16 protein-coding genes are annotated in these 17,188 nt (G+C 65.9%); 13 read left to right on the top strand and 3 right to left on the bottom strand.

Annotated elements, in window-relative coordinates:
- Window positions 1–22: 22 nt before the first annotated feature.
- Complete coding sequence (locus LK542_RS19795; protein WP_227813278.1) at window positions 23–1,879, bottom strand: DUF3857 domain-containing transglutaminase family protein; 1,857 nt, start codon at window positions 1,877–1,879, stop codon at window positions 23–25.
- A 96-nt stretch (window positions 1,880–1,975) separates the two neighbouring features.
- On the opposite strand from LK542_RS19795, the gene LK542_RS19790 reads away from it, so the two are divergent.
- Window positions 1,976–3,070: a patatin-like phospholipase family protein gene (locus LK542_RS19790; protein WP_227813276.1), complete on the top strand. Its 1,095-nt coding sequence runs from the start codon at window positions 1,976–1,978 to the stop codon at window positions 3,068–3,070.
- A 9-nt stretch (window positions 3,071–3,079) separates the two neighbouring features.
- On the opposite strand, the gene LK542_RS19785 is transcribed toward LK542_RS19790, so the two are convergent.
- The gene (locus LK542_RS19785) at window positions 3,080–3,763 is read right to left on the bottom strand and encodes a transglycosylase domain-containing protein (protein ID WP_227813275.1); all 684 of its coding nucleotides are present in this window, start codon (window positions 3,761–3,763) and stop codon (window positions 3,080–3,082) included.
- A 310-nt stretch (window positions 3,764–4,073) separates the two neighbouring features.
- On the opposite strand from LK542_RS19785, the gene ychF reads away from it, so the two are divergent.
- The 4 genes from ychF (at window position 4,074) to LK542_RS19765 (ending at window position 8,356) form a co-directional block, all read left to right on the top strand.
- On the top strand, window positions 4,074–5,165 hold the full coding sequence (ychF, locus tag LK542_RS19780; RefSeq protein WP_227813274.1) for a redox-regulated ATPase YchF: 1,092 nt from the start codon (window positions 4,074–4,076) through the stop codon (window positions 5,163–5,165).
- A gap of 181 nt (window positions 5,166–5,346) precedes the next feature.
- Window positions 5,347–6,252: a subclass B3 metallo-beta-lactamase gene (bla, locus tag LK542_RS19775; RefSeq protein ID WP_227813272.1), complete on the top strand. Its 906-nt coding sequence runs from the start codon at window positions 5,347–5,349 to the stop codon at window positions 6,250–6,252.
- 9 nt (window positions 6,253–6,261) lie between these two features.
- Complete coding sequence (locus tag LK542_RS19770) at window positions 6,262–7,107, top strand: MOSC domain-containing protein (RefSeq protein ID WP_227813271.1); 846 nt, start codon at window positions 6,262–6,264, stop codon at window positions 7,105–7,107.
- Window positions 7,108–7,237: 130 nt separating this feature from the next.
- Entirely contained in the window at window positions 7,238–8,356 is a 1,119-nt protein-coding gene (locus LK542_RS19765; RefSeq protein ID WP_227813270.1) for a diguanylate cyclase, read from the top strand.
- A 98-nt stretch (window positions 8,357–8,454) separates the two neighbouring features.
- Here the strand turns inward: LK542_RS19765 and LK542_RS19760 are convergent, their stop codons facing one another.
- On the bottom strand, window positions 8,455–10,434 hold the full coding sequence (locus LK542_RS19760; RefSeq protein ID WP_227813269.1) for a monovalent cation:proton antiporter family protein: 1,980 nt from the start codon (window positions 10,432–10,434) through the stop codon (window positions 8,455–8,457).
- 111 nt (window positions 10,435–10,545) lie between these two features.
- Between LK542_RS19760 and LK542_RS19755 the strand changes: the two genes are divergently transcribed.
- The 8 genes from LK542_RS19755 to LK542_RS19720 all read left to right on the top strand — a co-directional run bounded on the left by LK542_RS19755 (window position 10,546) and on the right by LK542_RS19720 (window position 17,175).
- Window positions 10,546–11,568 carry a KpsF/GutQ family sugar-phosphate isomerase gene (locus LK542_RS19755; RefSeq protein ID WP_307728986.1) on the top strand — a complete coding sequence of 341 codons (1,023 nt, stop codon included), beginning with the start codon at window positions 10,546–10,548 and terminating at the stop codon, window positions 11,566–11,568.
- A complete protein-coding gene (locus LK542_RS19750; RefSeq protein WP_227802704.1) occupies window positions 11,568–12,098 on the top strand; it encodes an HAD family hydrolase in 531 nt (176 codons plus the stop codon). Before LK542_RS19755 ends, LK542_RS19750 begins: the two co-directional genes overlap by 1 nt.
- 2 nt (window positions 12,099–12,100) lie before the next feature.
- Window positions 12,101–12,700: an LPS export ABC transporter periplasmic protein LptC gene (gene lptC / locus LK542_RS19745; protein ID WP_227802705.1), complete on the top strand. Its 600-nt coding sequence runs from the start codon at window positions 12,101–12,103 to the stop codon at window positions 12,698–12,700.
- A 30-nt stretch (window positions 12,701–12,730) separates the two neighbouring features.
- Window positions 12,731–13,282 carry a lipopolysaccharide transport periplasmic protein LptA gene (gene lptA, locus LK542_RS19740; protein ID WP_227813266.1) on the top strand — a complete coding sequence of 184 codons (552 nt, stop codon included), beginning with the start codon at window positions 12,731–12,733 and terminating at the stop codon, window positions 13,280–13,282.
- Window positions 13,279–14,064: an LPS export ABC transporter ATP-binding protein gene (gene lptB, locus LK542_RS19735; RefSeq protein ID WP_227813265.1), complete on the top strand. Its 786-nt coding sequence runs from the start codon at window positions 13,279–13,281 to the stop codon at window positions 14,062–14,064. Before lptA ends, lptB begins: the two co-directional genes overlap by 4 nt.
- A gap of 2 nt (window positions 14,065–14,066) precedes the next feature.
- Window positions 14,067–15,536: an RNA polymerase factor sigma-54 gene (locus LK542_RS19730; protein ID WP_227813264.1), complete on the top strand. Its 1,470-nt coding sequence runs from the start codon at window positions 14,067–14,069 to the stop codon at window positions 15,534–15,536.
- Window positions 15,537–15,593: 57 nt separating this feature from the next.
- Window positions 15,594–15,947 carry a ribosome hibernation-promoting factor, HPF/YfiA family gene (gene hpf, locus LK542_RS19725; RefSeq protein WP_159698125.1) on the top strand — a complete coding sequence of 118 codons (354 nt, stop codon included), beginning with the start codon at window positions 15,594–15,596 and terminating at the stop codon, window positions 15,945–15,947.
- Window positions 15,948–16,089: 142 nt separating this feature from the next.
- Window positions 16,090–17,175 carry an enoyl-CoA hydratase/isomerase family protein gene (locus tag LK542_RS19720; protein WP_227813263.1) on the top strand — a complete coding sequence of 362 codons (1,086 nt, stop codon included), beginning with the start codon at window positions 16,090–16,092 and terminating at the stop codon, window positions 17,173–17,175.
- The last annotated feature ends 13 nt before the right edge of the window (window positions 17,176–17,188 follow it).

Here is a 17,188-nt window from a genome sequence, read left to right as displayed (position 1 = left end):
GGTGCGACGGTCTTCCTGCCAACTAGCGTCCCTGCACCACGACCTGCCCGCGCAGGTCGGTCATCATGCGCTCGAGCGCCGGCCGCATTTGCCGATAGTCTTCCGGGGTGCAGGTGGCTGCCGTATGCCTGAATTGCAGGCGCCGTTTCACCAGCACCGTATTGCCCTGCCGCGCATACTGCGAGCGGTAGAAGAACCTGCCGTCATCTACCTGCAGACCCTTGGGCAGCGCGAGCACCCGGGTGCGTGGCGGCAGCGCATAGCGCAGCTCGTCCTCGGCGTCGACCGCGGGACAGACGAATTCCTGGCGCCGTTCGGGCTCGCGTCCGAGCTCGAACACCGCGTCACCCAAACCACCCCAGAAGTTGTAGGTCGTCGCTAGCGCGACTGGCCCCGGCAGGCGCACGAAGCCGTCGGTGGCGCCCGAGAAGGTCAGGGTGTAATCTTCGCGCGCGCCGTTCGCACTTTCCGTTTCGCCCGGCTCGAACAGGCCTTCGCCGGTTTGCCCGAGCCCCGCCAGCATGCGCCGCACGAAACCTTCGCGCTCGCCCTGGGGCGTGGCGCGCACCGCCTGGCGGTAGGGTTCTGCAATAGCGCCGCTGCTGGTGCGGCGCACGTGAAAACGGCTGCTGCCGTCGCGCGCAATGTCGAAGCGCGTCGCGGTGCGGCTGCGCGCCGGCTGGTAAGCGGGCGTGACGGCGAACTGGCCGGAATCGGCCAGCAGGACCGGTTTGCCGAGCAGGCCAGGGGGCAGGAAGCCGCCGGCCACTGTCGCGGCGGTCGGGTCGAGGAAGAGCTGCAGCTGCGGGACGTAGACGATCACGTGGTTCAGCACACCCAGCGTCGGCACGCCCGGCAGGCGATAGGCATCGTCGCCGTTGACCAGGGCGGCGCTGGACGGGATGCCGCTTGCCGCCAGCAGGGCCTGCAGCAGCGCGGCGTGGTCCTTGCAGTCCCCGTAGCGGTTCACCAGCACCGAGGCCGCCGGATGCGGCACCACCCCGCCGGGACCAAGGTAGACCGCGACGTAGCGGATATTGCGCCGTACCCAGTCCGACAGCGCGCTTGCCCGCGCGTGCGGGTCGTCGAGGCCGCGCGTGATCTCGCCCGCCAGCTTCGTGATGGCCGCATCGGGCAGCGATGCTGCCGCGGCGCGCGCATGGTAGGCGTGGGCGAAGGCCGCATAGTCGGGGAAGGTCGAAACCGCGAGGCGCCGGCCATAGTCGAGGTAGCTCACCGAACCCTGCTCGATGCGTTGGTTGTCGCCGTCCACGTAGCGCCAGGAATAGCGGCGCCTGCCGGGCGCACTCTCCGTGGCCTGCGGCACGAAGCCGACCGCGTCCGCCTGCAGTTGCATCGAGGCGGGCAGGTCGTAGGTGAGCCGGAAATCCTTGTGGCGCCAGGGGCGGCCTATGGTGAAGTCTTCGAACTGGCCAGGAAACAGCGGCGTGTGGCGCCGCACACTGTAGCGCAGGGTGAGCGTGTCGCCCGCCTGGACGCCGGGGAAGATGACGACTTTCAGGCGCGTGTCCTGGAACATCGGCGCGTCGCTTGACGCCGCCTCTTGCTGCTCGCGGATCTGCTGCGGCCCGACCGGCACCCGGCGCCCGTCGGGCTTGGTGGTCCAGGCTTCGATGGACGCGACCGTGTCGAGCGAGCCGTTGTAGTTGATGTACTGCTCCGCATGTTGCTCGACCGCCGATGCGGTGACGATGGTTTTGACCAGCTCGACGTCGAGCACGTAGGAACCGTCTTCCGCCACCGTGAAATGCTGCCAGTGGCGCTCGACGACGACCGAGCGGTCCGTCCCGTTGTCGCTCGCCAGCAGCCGGCCGCCGATGAAAAGCAGGATCAGGAACAGGGCAAGTCGAACCGGCATGGCGGGCTCCGCGAAGGCGACCGGACCATGTTACGCAGCAGCTTCGCGCCACCCTTGCGCCAGCGCAAGCGCGCTCTTCCTGCGATAATTTTGCCCATGAAGGCACTCACACTCCACGCCGGGCCATTGGCCCTGGCCCAGATTGGCGCGCAGGGCTTGCGCGCGCAGGACATCGCCATCGTGCCGGCCGCGGCCGGTGGCCCCAAGGGACTGATCTTCCAGGCGCTCGACCAGTGGATGTTCGGAGAGTGGCTGCCGGGTGCGCCGCGCGAGCGCATTCTGATCGGGTCCTCGATCGGCGCCTGGCGCATGGCCGCCGCCTGCCAGCGCGACCCCGTCAAAGCGTTTGCCCGCCTGGGCGAGCTGTACGCGGGCCAGCGCTACACCAGCAGGAAGCCGACGCCACATGAGATCGACAAGGTGGTGCAGGGCCTGCTGGGCGAATTCGTGCGCGGCCACGAGGACGACATCGTGAGTCATCCCCACCACCGCCTGCACCTGCTCACGGTGCGCGGCAAGGGCGGCCTGGCTTCGCCCGTGCACCCGCGCGCCGAACTGCGCGGCTTTGCGACGGCGGCGCTGCACAATGCCTGCTCGCGCGCCTGGCTCGGCCGCCTGATGGAACGGGTCGTGATCGGCGACGCGCGCGCCCAAGCACCGTGGCTGCGCGAGCGTTTCGACGCCTTCACCACCCATTTTTCTTCCCTGACGCGCGAGAACCTGGCGACCGGCCTGCTGGCCTCGGGCACGCTGCCGCTCATCATGAAGCCAGTGACGGGCATTGCCGACCTGCCGCCGGGCAGTTATTGGGACGGCGGCATCATCGACTACCACCTGGCCCTGCCGTATGCGCACGCCGCGCGTGAAACCAGGGGCGACATCGTGCTGTATCCGCACTTCACCCAGCACATCGTTCCGGGCTGGCTCGACAAGGGCTTCCCGTGGCGCCGCGCGGCGCGGGCCCATCGCGCTTGGCTCGACAACGTGCTGATCGTCGCGCCTTCGGAAGAATTCCTGCGTACCCTGCCGCGCCGCAAACTGCCGGACCGCGCCGACTTCAAGTTCTACGGACTCGACCATGAGGAGCGCATCCGCAACTGGCAGCGCGCCATGGGAGAAGGGCAGCGCCTGCGCGACGAACTGGCGGCTTTTGTGGCGAAACCGGACCTGTCGCTGATCAAGCCGATCTAGACCGTCCGTTCAGGGCCCGCAATCGATGAACTCGGTATCGAACCAGCCCTTTGGCGCGCAGCGTCCGGCCAGCAAGGACTGGATACGGGCGCTGCGCTGCGCCAGCGCGTCCGGACTGCGCACCGGGTGATACCCGTTCGGGGCCTTGATCATCGCCACCAGCCTCACGAATTCTTCTTCGCTCGTTGCCGCCAGCGGCTTGCCGAGGTAGCTGCGCGCCGCCCCCTCCAGCCCCTTCACCTGCCGGCCCTCGTGCGTTCCCATGTACACCGTTGCCACATAACGCGCCAGTTGCTCTTGCTTGGACATCCTGGCGTCCAGCACCAGGCTCATGACATCGCGCCCCAGGTCGATGCGCTTGCAGCAGTCGAACACGCCGCGATAAAAGCGCTGCAACAGGCCGCCCGCGCCATCGAGCCGGCTGTCTCCCAGGAAGAGATCGCGCGCCAGCGCCGACGAGATCGTGGCCACACCCTGGCCGGGGGCGATGCTCAGGCCTGCATGCTCGAAGAAGGTCGGGTCTTCCACGCGCAGCAGGATGGTGCTCTGCCGGGTGGACAGAGGCGCGTCCGCGGTGACCGGTGCGGCGGCCCGCGCCGCGTCGAACACCATCCAGGCCCAGGCGCCTGCCAGTGCCAGGTAGGCCAGCACCAGCGCCGCAACCAACAGGAGCGCCCTGCGCCAGCGCTTCACGGGAGCGCGGCTTCGCAGGAACAATGGGGCGGCATCATGTCGCCGCCGGTGCTGAAACAGGGTAGTAGGCATGTTGGATACAAGAAAGCTGCGGTTGAACGATCTTAGCAATAAATGCCGGTGAGAAAGTAACGAATACTCGCACCCTGGCCTTTCCTCTCAAGAGGTAGGCAGCCGTGGCGTTCGCGCAGCAACGCCCTGTCCACGCTGCGCCGTTTTTTTCGGCAACCAATAGCGTCCCCGGTTACAATGTGGGGTTTTGGAGCCGGGCTTCCTTCCGCTCCGCATCTATACGAGAGAAAGAGTTCCCATGAGCCTCCAATGCGGCATCGTCGGCCTGCCGAACGTCGGCAAGTCCACCCTGTTCAACGCCCTGACCAAGGCCGGCATCCCGGCTGAGAACTACCCGTTCTGCACCATCGAGCCGAATGTCGGCGTGGTCGAGGTGCCGGATCCGCGCATGCAGCAGCTGGCCGGTATCGTCAAGCCCGAGCGCATCGTGCCGGCGATCGTCGAGTTCGTCGACATCGCGGGCCTGGTGGCCGGCGCGTCGAAAGGCGAGGGCCTGGGCAACCAGTTCCTGTCGCACATCCGCGAGACCGACGCCATCGTCAACGTGGTGCGTTGCTTCGAAGACGACAACGTCGTGCACGTGGCCGGCAAGGTCAGCCCGATCGACGACATCGAAGTGATCCAGACCGAGCTGGCGCTGGCCGACCTGGGCGCCGTCGAGAAGGCGATCCACCGCGAGAACAAGAAGGCGCGTTCGGGCGACAAGGATGCCGCCAAGCTGGTGGCGATGTGCGAGCGCATGCTGCCGCACCTGAACGAAGGCCAGCCGGTGCGCACGATGGGTCTGGACGCCGAAGAAATGGCCCTGATCCGCGAACTGCACCTGATCACGGCAAAGCCGGCCATGTACGTGGCCAACGTATCCGACACCGGCTTCACCAACAACCCGCTGCTCGACAAGCTGACCGAATTCGCCAAGAAGCAGAATGCGCCGATCGTGGCGATTTCAGCCGCCATCGAATCGGAAATCGCCGAGATGGACGACGCCGACAAGAAGGACTTCCTGGCTGACATGGGCATGGAAGAGCCAGGTCTCGACCGCCTGATCCGCGCCGCATACTCGCTGCTGGGCCTGCAGACCTACTTCACCGCCGGCGTGAAGGAAGTGCGTGCCTGGACCGTCAAGGTCGGCGCCACCGCACCGCAGGCGGCGGGCGTGATCCACACCGACTTCGAACGCGGCTTCATCCGCGCCCAGACCATCGCTTTCGACGACTACATCGCCTACAAGGGCGAAGCCGGCGCCAAGGAAGCGGGCAAGATGCGCGCGGAAGGCAAGGACTACATCGTCAAGGATGGCGATGTGCTGAACTTCCTGTTCAACGTCTGATCGCACCGCACCACCAGAAAGCCCCGCCATCGAGCGGGGCTTTTTCCTTGCCAGGCCCGTTGTTGCACGAGCATTCGTCCCACATGGACGGCCGTTCGTCCCGAAATGGTTTGCTGAACGCTGCCGCCGTGTTCAACTACGTCGAGTAAGTGGTTTCCAATAACAAGCGATGAGTGAGCGAATGATGAAAACAAGCCTGGTCACTACCGTTCTCCTGCTGACGGCATCTGGCGCGCTGGCGCAGGATGCCATCAACTGCAGTTCCTGCGCCGAGTGGAACAAGCCCGTCGCCCCCTTCAACATCCACGGCAACACCTGGTACGTCGGCACCGCCGGCCTGTCCGCCCTCCTGGTCACCAGCCCGCAAGGCCACGTGCTGCTCGACGGCGCGCTGCCGCAGTCGGCGCCGCTGATCCAGAAGAACATCGAGGCGCTCGGCTTCAAGATGAAGGACGTGAAGCTGATCCTGAATTCGCACGCCCACTTCGACCACGCCGGCGGCATCGCGGCCCTGCAGAAGGCAAGCGGCGCCACGGTCGCCCATAGCCCGCACGGCGCCCAGGTGCTGCGCGACGGCACGCCGGGCACCGACGACCCGCAATACGACCCGAAAGAGCGTTTCACCATCCCCAAAGTCGCCCAGGTAAAGGAAGTGGCAGACGGCGAAACCCTGGCGGTCGGCCCGCTGCGCTTCACCGTGCACTACACGCCCGGCCACACGCCCGGCGGCACTACCTGGACCTGGCAGTCCTGCGAGGCCGGCAAATGCCTCGACATGGTGTATGCCGACAGCCTGACCGCGGTCTCCACCGACGGCTTTTACTACACCGGCGGCGCGAACTATCCGGACCGCTCGGCGAGCTTCCGCAAGACCATCGACACGGTCGCCGGCCTGAAGTGCGACATCGTGGTCGCCGCCCATCCGTCAGCCACCGACGCTTTCGCCAAGGCGGCCGCGAAGACGGCGCAATCGAATCCCTTCATCGATCCGGAAGGTTGCCGCAAGCTGGCCGCCGGCGCCCGCAAGAACTTCGAGGCGCGCCTGCAGCGCGAAGCCGCTGAGAAGGCCAAGGCTGCCGGGGGCTAAAATAGCGGCATGGCCACCGTTACCGAACTCATTATTTATCCGATCAAGTCCTGCGCCGGCATTTCCGTGCCGGAGGCGCAGTTCCTCGTCTCCGGCCTGGTCGCCGGCGGCGTGCACGACCGCGAGTGGATGCTGGTCACCCGCGACGGCCAGTTCCTGACCCAGCGCGAGTACCCGCGCATGGCCCTGCTCACGCCGCGCATCATCGGTGACGCGGTCGAGGTGAGCGCGCCGGGCATGCCGCCCCTGCGCCTGCCGCTCGCGCACGACGCGGGCGCACCCGGCATCACCGTCCAGATCTGGGACCACAGCGTACTTGCCGCCGACTGCGGCGACGCGGCCGCCGCCTGGTTCGGCGATGCGATTGGCGGCGCCTGCCGCCTGGTGCGCTTCCGGCCCGACGTGCAGCGCCCGACCAGCACCAAGTGGACCAGTGGCGCCCCGTCCGAGACCCGCTTCGCGGACGGCTACCCGATCCTGGTCATCGGCCAGGCCTCGCTCGATGACCTGAACAGCCGCCTGGTGGCGGCCGGCCACACGGCGCTGCCGATGAACCGCTTCCGCCCGAACCTGGTGGTCGACGGCCTCGAGGCCTTTGAAGAGGATTACGTCGAAACCTTCACTGGCGACGGCCTGGCGCTGCGTCCAGTCAAGCCTTGTGCGCGCTGCCCGATCCCGGCGATCGACCAGGCCACCGGCATCCCCGGCCCCGATCCGCTCGACATCCTGCAGGCCTACCGCGCCAACCCGCGCATGGAAGGCGCGGTCTGCATCGGCATGAACGCCATCGTCACGGCAGGCATCGGCGGGCGCCTCCATGTCGGCCAGGAACTGGACGCCAGCATCGCGTTCTGACGTCTATACAAGTTGTATATGCAGGTGGCATTGCCACACAATGTCGCGAAATCGCCCGTCAGGGCGATTTTTCGTTTCCAAGGCTGGAAAGATGGCGTAATGTTACGGTTATTGCTGAAAGGAATTTTCAATGCACGAGCCGGACGCGCTAACGCGAGAACTGATGCTGGAGAACGAGACCCTGCGTTCCCGCATGGCGTACCTGCTCGAGCAGGCCGAGCGCAACCACTCGATCATGACGCGCCACCAGGCTTTCGACCTGCAGATCGTGGGCGCCAGCTCCTTCCAGGAACTGGTCTCGACCATCTTCGGCACTCTGCCGCTGATCTCGGAACTGGACACCGTGACCCTGTCGCTGGTGGACCCGGAAGCCGACATCTATACCGTCATGCACAAGCTGGGCGTGGACTACGAAGCGCTGCCCAACCTGCTGTTCTGCGAACAGGCCGAGGAACTCGGCTTCAAGCTGGTCGACGGCCGCCGTCCGCGCCCGGTGCTGGGCCCGTACGCGCCTTCGCGCCACGGCGCCATGTTCCCGCAGCCCCCCAAGAACCTGCAAAGCGTGGCCCTGGTGCCGCTGCTGCGCAATACCCGCCTGATCGGCAGCCTGAACCTGGGCAGCTCGGACCCGAACCGGTTCACGCCGGCCCTGGGCACCGACTTCATCGAGCACATGGGATCGATCGTCGCGATCTGTCTCGAGAACGTCATCAGCAACGAGATGCTCAAGTTTATCGGGCTGACCGATTCCCTGACGGGCGTGTACAACCGCCGCTACATCGACCGCCGCCTGGTGGAAGAGATCGCGCGGGCGCGCCGCCAGGGCTACCGCATCTCCTGCATGTACATCGACATCGACCACTTCAAGCAGGTCAACGACACGGTCGGCCACCAGGGCGGCGATGAAGTGCTGCGCGAAGTGGCGACCCGGATCAAGGCCGAACTGCGCATCTCGGATGCGCTGGGACGCTTCGGCGGCGAGGAATTCGTGGTGCTCTTGATCGACGCCGACCTGGAAAGCGCCAGCATGGTGGCCCAGCGCATCCGCGCCAGCGTGGCGCTGGCGCCGGTCGACCTGGCCAGCGGCGAGCGGGTCGAGGTGACGGTGTCGATCGGCGTGGCGACGCTGGACGACTTCGAGCGCGACCACGCGATCGAGGGCGTGGCGCAGGATCTGGTGGCGCAGGCGGATACGGCGCTGTATCAGGCCAAGGCCAATGGCCGCAATCGGGTGGTGTCCTTGGCGTAGGGTGGGCGGCTTCGCCGCCCACGCGGTCAACGTCCGCCGGTACGACCACGGAATATCAACATTTGGCGATCGCCGCGTGGGCGGCAAAGCCGCCCACCCTACAGTAAACGACTCTCGGCGCGGCTAACGGCTTCTCCCTCACCCCGCAGCACCAGCACATCCCCCGCCAGCAGGATCGTCTCCGGATCGAAGTGCAGGCTTTGCCCGTTGCGCCGCAGCGTCGTGACTTCGGCCCCGACTTCGTCGAACGCCAGCTCCCCGATCCGCTTGCCAATCCCCACCGCGCCGCTGTGCAGCGTCACCGAGTGCAGCCGCACATAGGTGTGTTCCAGGTCGTCGCTCACGTCGCTCGCGCCGTGGAAGTAGCCGCGCAGCGAGGCGTAGCGTTCGTCGCGCGCCACCTGCACCCGGTGCACCACGCGGCGCAGCGGCACGCCCATGGTCACCAGCGCGTGCGAGGCCAGCATCAGCGAGCTTTCCAGCGCTTCCGGCACCACTTCGGTGGCGCCGGCGCGTTTCAGCACGTCGAGGTCGCTGTCGTCATGGCTGCGCACGATAACGGCCAGGTTCGGGGCCAGTTCGTGCACCAGGTGCAGCACCTTCAGCGCCAGTCTCGTGTCGGCGAAGGTGATCACCAGCGCGCTGGCGCGGTTGATGCCGGCCGCGATCAGGCTTTCGCGGCGCGCGGCGTCGCCATAGGACACGTTGGCGCCGGCCGCTTGCGCTTCCTGCACCCGCTCCGGGTCCAGGTCAAGCGCGTACCAGGGCAGCTTTTCCTCGGTCAGCAGGGTCGCGAGGCTCTGGCCGCTGCGTCCGAAGCCGGCGATGATCACGTGCTTCTGGGTCTTCATGGTGCGGCTGGCGAGCTGGGTCAGCTGCAGCGACTGCATCATCCATTCGTTGGACGCGAGCTTCATCACGATCCGGTCCATGTTCTCGATGACGAAGGGCGCGACCAGCATCGACAGCACCATCGAGGCCAGCACCAGCTGCAGCAGGAAGGGGTCGACCAGCTTCGAGCCCATCGCCAGGTTCAGCAGCACGAAGCCGAACTCGCCCGCCTGGGCCAGCGCCAGGCCAGTGCGCATCGCCACGCCGTCGCTCGACCCGAAGGCTTTGGCCAGCGCCGCGATGATCGCGAACTTGAGCAGCACCGGGAAGATCACCAGCGCCAGCACCACCCACCAGTGCTCCAGCACCAGGTCGAGGTTGAGCAGCATGCCCACGGTGATGAAGAACAGCCCGAGCAGCACGTCGCGGAAGGGCTTGATGTCTTCTTCCACCTGGTGCTTGTACTGGGTCTCGGAGATCAGCATGCCGGCAACAAAGGCGCCCAGCGCCAGCGACAGGCCGGCCTGCTCGGTGATCCAGGCCAGGCCCAGCGTTACCAGGAGCAGGTTGAGCATGAACAGTTCCTGCGAGCGGCGCTTGGCGACGATGGTGAACCAGTTGCGCATCAGCTTCTGGCCGAAGATCAGGAGCAGGGCCAGCACGAAGGCCGCCTTGAGCGCGGCCCAGCCGAGCGTGATGGCCAGTTCCTCGGCCGGGCGGGCCAGCGAAGGGATCATGATCAGGAGCGGCACCACCGCCAGGTCCTGGAACAGCAGGATGCCGATGATGCGGCGTCCGTGCTCGCTCTCGAGCTCGAGGCGCTCGGTCATCATCTTGACCACGATGGCGGTCGAGGACATGGCCAGCGCCCCGCCCAGGGCGAAGGCGGCCTGCCAGCTGACGTGCAATGCCGGTGCCCACCAAGAAATGAACAGGCCGAAAGCCATTGCCGCCACGATCGTCAATACGACCTGCGCCAGGCCGAGCCCGAACACGATGCGCCGCATCGATTTGAGCTGGGCCAGGGAGAATTCCAGCCCGATGGAGAACATCAGGAACACGACCCCGAATTCGGCCAGCGCATGGGTCGCCGGGCTGTCGTCGGCAAGTGCCAGTGCATGGGGGCCGATCAATACGCCAGCTGCCAGATAGCCCAGCATCGGCGGCAGGTGCAGCATGCGGAATGCGACCACGCCGAGTACGGCGCAGCCAAGCAGGAGGAGGGTCAGTTCAAGTCCGGAATGCATCGTCCCCAGGGTATGTTGTCGTTGTTGTTATGCGTCGTAATCGACCGCAGTTGTAGTGCTTTGTTACGACTGGCAAGTTTTTTGCTTACCCAATTCGTTTATACTGCCGCTATGAGTGTAACCCATGAAAAAATAATGCTGAAAAGTTTCGACGAAGGCCAGGCCAGGCGCGTGCTCGAGCTGGGCCGCGAGACCCTGGCCATCGAAGCCGACGCGCTTCAAGCGCTGCATGCCCGCCTGGGCGACGACGACACGTTCGTGCGCGCCGTCCAGCTGCTGTACGGCTGCACCGGCCGCGTCGTGGTCTCGGGCATGGGCAAATCCGGCCACATCGCCCGCAAGATTGCCGCTACCCTGGCCTCGACCGGCACCCCCGCCATGTTCGTGCACCCGGGCGAAGCCGCCCACGGCGACCTCGGCATGGTGACCACGCACGACGTGTTCATCGCCATCTCGAATTCCGGCGAATCGTCGGAACTTCTGGAAATCCTGCCTGCCATCAAGCGCATGGGCACCCCGGTGATCTCGATGACCGGCAAGCCGCATTCGCGCCTGGCCAAGCTGTCCGAGATCCACCTCGACATCTCGGTTGCCAAGGAAGCCTGCACCCTCAACCTGGCGCCGACCACCAGCACCACCGTGACCCTGGCCATGGGCGACGCCCTGGCGGTGGCCCTGCTGGACGCGCGCGGCTTCCGCGAGGAAGACTTCGCCATGTCGCACCCGGGCGGCGCCCTGGGCCGACGCCTCTTGACCCACGTGCGCGACGTCATGCGCAGCGGCGAGGCCATCCCCGCCGTCTCGCCCGACACGCCGCTCACGCGCGCACTGCTGGAAATCAGCCAGAAGGGCATGGGCATGACCGCCGTCGTCGACGAAGAGCGCCGCCCGGTCGGCGTGTTCACCGACGGTGACCTGCGCCGCCTGATCGAGCGCGTGACCGACTTTTCCAACATCGCGATCCGCGACGTGATGCACGCCAATCCGCGCCGCATCCATCCGGAGCAGCTGGCGGTCGACGCCGTCGCCGTCATGGAAGAATTCCGCATCAACCAGATGCTGGTGGTGGATGGCGAAGACCGCCTGGTCGGCGCGCTCCACATCCACGACCTGACCCGCGCCAAGGTGATTTGATGACGCCGCTCGAATACATGCAGCGCGCGGCGCGCGTGAAGGTAATGATCTTCGACGTCGACGGCGTGCTCACCGACGGCAGCCTCACCTACGGCCCGGACGGCGAGGTCACCAAGACTTTCAACGTGCTCGACGGCCTCGGCATCCAGCTGCTGAACAAGACCGGCGTGAAGACCGCCATCATCAGCGCGCGCAAATCGCCGATCGTCGTCAAGCGCGCGGCCGATCTCGGCATCTCGCACGTCTACCAGGGCATCCACGACAAGCGCGTCGGCTTTGCTGAACTGCTGCAGGCCACCGGCGTCACGCCGGAAGAATGCGGCTACATCGGCGACGACGTGATCGACCTGCCGCTGTTCACCCGCGTGGGTTTTGCCGTCACCGTGCCCTCCGGCCACCCGGAAGTGCAGCACCGCGCCCACTACGTGACCAAGAACGCGGGCGGCCGCGGCGCCGTGCGCGAGGTCTGCGACCTGGTGATGCGCGCCCAGGGCACCTATGAACAGGCGCTCGCGCCTTATTTTGCATAAGCATGGTCACTTACAAGCGCACCGCCCACCGCTGGAAGCTCCTGGCGATCATGATGATCGCGACCTTCTGCGCCGTCGGCAGCTTCTGGCTGGTGCAGGTGATGGAGCGCGAGGACGGCGACGCCCGCTTCGGCGGCCCGCCGGATGAACCCGACTACATCGTCGAGAACTTCTCCTTCGTGCGCATGACGGAGCAGGGCAAGCCGAGCTACGTGGTGTCCGGCAAGCGCCTGGCGCACGTGCCGCAGGGCGACGTGTCGCGCGTCGAGAGCCCGGTGATGGAAGGCGTGACGCCGGGGCGCCCGCGCATGACCATCGTCGCCAACCGCGCCGAGATCTACCACGGCGAGCACCGCGTCGAACTGCTCGGCAAGGTCGACATCCAGCGTCCGGCCACACCGACCAGCGAAGCGCTGCGTGTGCGCACCGAGGCCCTGACCGTGCTGCCCGACGAGGAAATCCTCAAGACCGCGAAGCCGGTCGACATGCAGCTGGGCGCCTCCACCGTGGTCGGCACCGGCATGGTCGCCAACAACGCGACCCAGAAGCTGCACCTCGCCAGCCGCGGCCAGATCGTCTATCCGCCACGTGCGCGCCAATAAGCGCGGCGCCGCCAACCCAGGACAAGCAACATGAAAAAAATTATCGCAGCCGCCTTCCTCAGCCTGATCGCCTTCGGCGCCTCGGCCGAACGTGCCGACTCGCTCAAGCAGGCCGTGATCAACTTCGACACCCTCGACGTCGACGAGGTCACCCAGACCCGCATCCTGACCGGCAACGTCGTGCTCACGCGCGGCACGCTGGTGCTGAAGTCGGACCGCGCCCTGGTCAAGGAAACGCCGGAAGGCTACATGAGCGTGACCCTGACCGCCAACAACGGCAAGATCGCGACCTTCCGCCAGAAGCGCGACGGCGGTCCCGACCTGTGGGTCGAGGGCCAGGCCCAGCGCATCGAGTACGACGAGCGCGCCGAGCTGGTGAAGCTGTTCTCCAACGCCGAAGTGCGCGAGCTGGAGAACGGCCGCATGACCAATGAAATCCAGGGGCCCTTCATCTCCTACGACAACCGGCGCGAAGTGGCGACCGTGCGCAACGACGCCAGCGGCGCTAGCAAAGTCGGCGGCGGCCGCGGCACCCTGATCCTGGCGCCCAAGCGCACCACCAGCGAAGGCGCCAAGCAATGACGGCCACCATGACGGCAGGCTCGCCGGCCACGGCGCTTGATACCTGCAGCACCCTGGTGGTCAAGGGCCTGCAGAAGAGCTACGGCAAGCGCCTGGTGGTGCGCGACGTGTCGCTGCAGGTGGACTGCGGCGAAGTGGTCGGCCTGCTGGGTCCCAACGGCGCCGGCAAGACCACCTCCTTCTACATGATCGTCGGCCTGGTGCCGTCGGACGCCGGCACCATCGACATCAACGGCACCGACATCTCGAACCTGCCGATCCACCGGCGCGCGGTGCTGGGCCTGTCCTACCTGCCGCAGGAAGCCTCGGTGTTCCGCCGGCTGACGGTGGAAGAGAACATCCGCGCCGTGCTGGAACTGCAGCGCGTGGACGGCAAGCCGCTTTCCAAGGACCAGATCAACGAGCGCCTCGACACCCTGCTGGCCGAGCTGCAGATCGAGAAGCTGCGCGAGAACCCGGCGCTGTCGCTGTCGGGCGGCGAGCGCCGCCGCGTGGAGATCGCACGCGCGCTGGCGACCAACCCGCGCTTCGTGCTGCTCGACGAACCGTTTGCCGGCGTGGACCCGATCGCGGTGATCGAGATCCAGCGCATCGTGCGCTTCCTGAAGGAGCGCAACATCGGCGTCCTGATCACCGACCACAACGTGCGCGAAACCCTGGGCATCTGCGACCGCGCCTACATCATCAACCAGGGCGCCGTGCTGGCATCTGGCCGCCCCGACGACATCATCGCCAACGAATCGGTGCGCCGCGTGTATCTGGGCGAGCACTTCAGAATGTAACGATGAAGCAGAGTCTCCAGCTACGCACTTCGCAGCACCTGGCGCTGACGCCGCAACTGCAGCAGTCGATCCGCCTGCTGCAGCTGTCCACGCTCGAACTGCACCAGGAGATCGAGCAGATCCTGCACGACAATCCGCTGCTGGAGCGGCTCGACGACCCGCTCGACCGCTCGGTGCGGCTGCTGGCCGACGGCGCCATCAACAACGCACCGGCGAACGGCGAGGCGCCCGCCCCGGGACAGGAAGCACAGGAGGGCGCGAAGCCGGAAGGCGAGAGCATGGAGGACGGCGCCGACAGTGGGGGCGGCGAGGCCGACGCCGACTGGGGCGGTGAGGGCGGCGGCGCACGCAGCGGCGACGACGAGGACGGCCGCCCGCAACTGGAAGCCGACGGCATCACGCTGCGCGAACACCTGGCCGAACAGATCCGCCTGACCGGCTGCAGCGCGCGCGACCGTGCCCTGGCCGAGCTGGTGATCGACGCCCTCGACGACAACGGCTACCTGGAAGAGCCGCTCGACGAGATCCACGCGCGCCTGCCCGGCGAACTGGACATCGAGATGGACGAATTGCGCTGCGCGCTGGCGCTGGTTCAGAGCCTCGATCCGATCGGCGTCGGTGCGCGCAGCGCGGCCGAATGCCTGGCGCTGCAGATCCGCCGCATGGCGGGCGTGCCGCTGGTGACGCGGCGCCTGGCCCTGCAGATCGTCGAGGGTTACCTGAGCTGGTTCGCGCAGCGCGAATACAGCAAGCTGAAAAAGGCGCTCGACTGCGACGACGAAGACCTGCGCGAAGTGCAGGTCGTGGTGCGCCGCTGCAATCCGCATCCGGGTGCGGCCTTCGCGTCGAACACCTCGGACTACGTGGTGCCGGACGTGATCGTGCGCCGCGCCAAGAGCGGCTGGGCGGTGGCCCTCAATCCCGACGTGATGCCCAAGCTGCGCGTGAACACGCTGTACGCCAACCTGCTCAAGCAGGGCAGGAGCGAAAGCCAGATGGGCGCGCAGCTGCAGGAAGCCAAGTGGCTGATCAAGAATATGCGCCAGCGCTTCGACACGATCCTGCGTGTCGCAGAGGCAATTGTGGAGCGCCAGCGCAACTTTTTCAGCCACGGCGCGGTTGCCATGCGCCCTCTTGTTTTGCGTGAGATAGCTGATACACTAGGCCTACACGAGAGCACCATCTCTCGTGTAACCACGCAGAAATACATGCTGACCCCGCACGGCATGTTTGAGCTGAAGTACTTCTTCGGAAGCCATGTCGCCACCGAAGCGGGGGGAGAAGCCTCCTCGACGGCGATCCGCGCGCTCATCGCGCAATTGACAGGAGCAGAAGACCCTAGGAATCCTCTATCCGACAGCAAGATCGCGGAGATGCTCGGGGAACAAGGTATGGTCATTGCCCGCCGCACGGTCGCCAAGTACCGTGAAGCGCTCAAGATTCCGCCCGTCAGCCTCCGCAAATCCCTGTAAAGCATCTGCCCACTTCAACCTTGTGGGGCGGGCAGGGCACCTTCCCAAGGAGTGTGTATGAACCTCACCATCAGCGGCCACCACCTCGAAGTCACCCCCGCCATCCGTGAATACGTTCAGAATAAGCTCGAGCGCATCACCCGCCATTTCGACCACGTGATCGACACCCACGTGTTTCTCGCCATCGATAACCTCACTGAAAAAGAAAAACGGCAGAAAGCCGAGATCAACCTCCAGGTATCGGGCAAGATCCTCCACGTCGCAAGCGCTGCACAGGATCTCTACGCGGCCATCGACACCCTGATGGACAGACTGGACAGGCAGGTTCTGAAACACAAATCCATGCTGCAAGACCATAACCACGTGGCGCACAAGCGCCTTCCGGACAACGGAGAAGCCGCCGCCGCGTAACTCTACGGGCGACCGCAAACACAGCAAGGGCGTCTGAGGGGACGCCCTTTTTGCATTTGTACGAAGCTGTTACTTTTCGAGGCTTCCGGTTTTACACGGTAGTTCGGTAGAATGCATGTCTTTTCGACCACAGAACACGATCATGACCGACACCGTCCTGACCCGCGTCGCCAATCGCACCGGCGTCATTACGCTCGACCGACCGAAAGCCCTGAATTCCCTGTCGCTCGACATGGTCCGTGCATTGACCGCGATCCTGCTGCAATGGAAGGACGACGCGGGCATCGACGCGGTGGTCATCACCAGCACCAGCGAGAAGGCCTTGTGCGCGGGCGGCGACATCCGCTTCTTCCACGAGATGGGCCACGTCGGCCCGACCGGAGGCAGCGCACTGCTGGAAGACTTCTTCACCGAAGAATACGCACTGAACCACCTGATCCACTTCTATCCGAAGCCGTATATTGCGCTGATGGACGGCGTGGTGATGGGCGGCGGCATGGGCATAGCCCAGGGCGGCCCGGATTGCGGCCTGCGCATCGTGACCGAGCGCACCAAGATGGCCATGCCCGAGGTGAACATCGGCCTGTTCCCGGACGTGGGCGGCAGCCATTTCCTGTCGCATGCGCCGGGCCAGCTGGGTCAGTACCTGGGCCTGACCGGCCTCACCATCGGCGCGGCCGATGCGCTCTACGTGGGGCTGGCGGACGTGTTCGTGCCGGGCGTCGAGCTGGTTGGTCTTCAGGCGCTGATCGAGACCACGCCGGGCGCCGAACTGCCGGCGGCGATCCGCGCCTTCGCGGCGCAGTTCGCAGGACAGCAGGGTGCCAGCGAACTGCAGGCGCAGCGCGGTGTGATTGATGCGCACTTCGGTGCGGCCTCGGTGGGCGCAATCATGAAATCGCTGGCGCGTGACGAGAACCTGTTCGCGCAAAAGGCGCTCAAGGCGATGCGCCAGCGTTCGCCCCTGATGATGTGCGTGACGCGCGAACTCCTGCAACGCGGGGCATCTCTCGAGGTGGCGGACTGCCTGCGCATGGAACGCAACCTGGTGCGCCGCAATTTCGAGCATGGCGAGGTGCTGGAAGGCGTGCGGGCGCTGGTGATCGATAAGGATAACCAGCCGAAGTGGAATCCGGCCAGCTTGGCGGAAGTGACGCCGGAGATGGTGGCAAGGTTCTTCGAGCCGGTGTGGCCGGAATACGCACACCCGCTGCGGCATCTTTCCTGACCACCGACCTTAA

The sequence above is a fragment of the Massilia sp. IC2-477 genome (genome assembly GCF_020707265.1).
In the GTDB taxonomy this organism is placed as follows: Bacteria; Pseudomonadota; Gammaproteobacteria; order Burkholderiales; family Burkholderiaceae_D; genus Telluria.
Note: the sequence above shows the minus strand (reverse complement) of the source record. Positions and strands in the feature narration are given on the sequence as shown.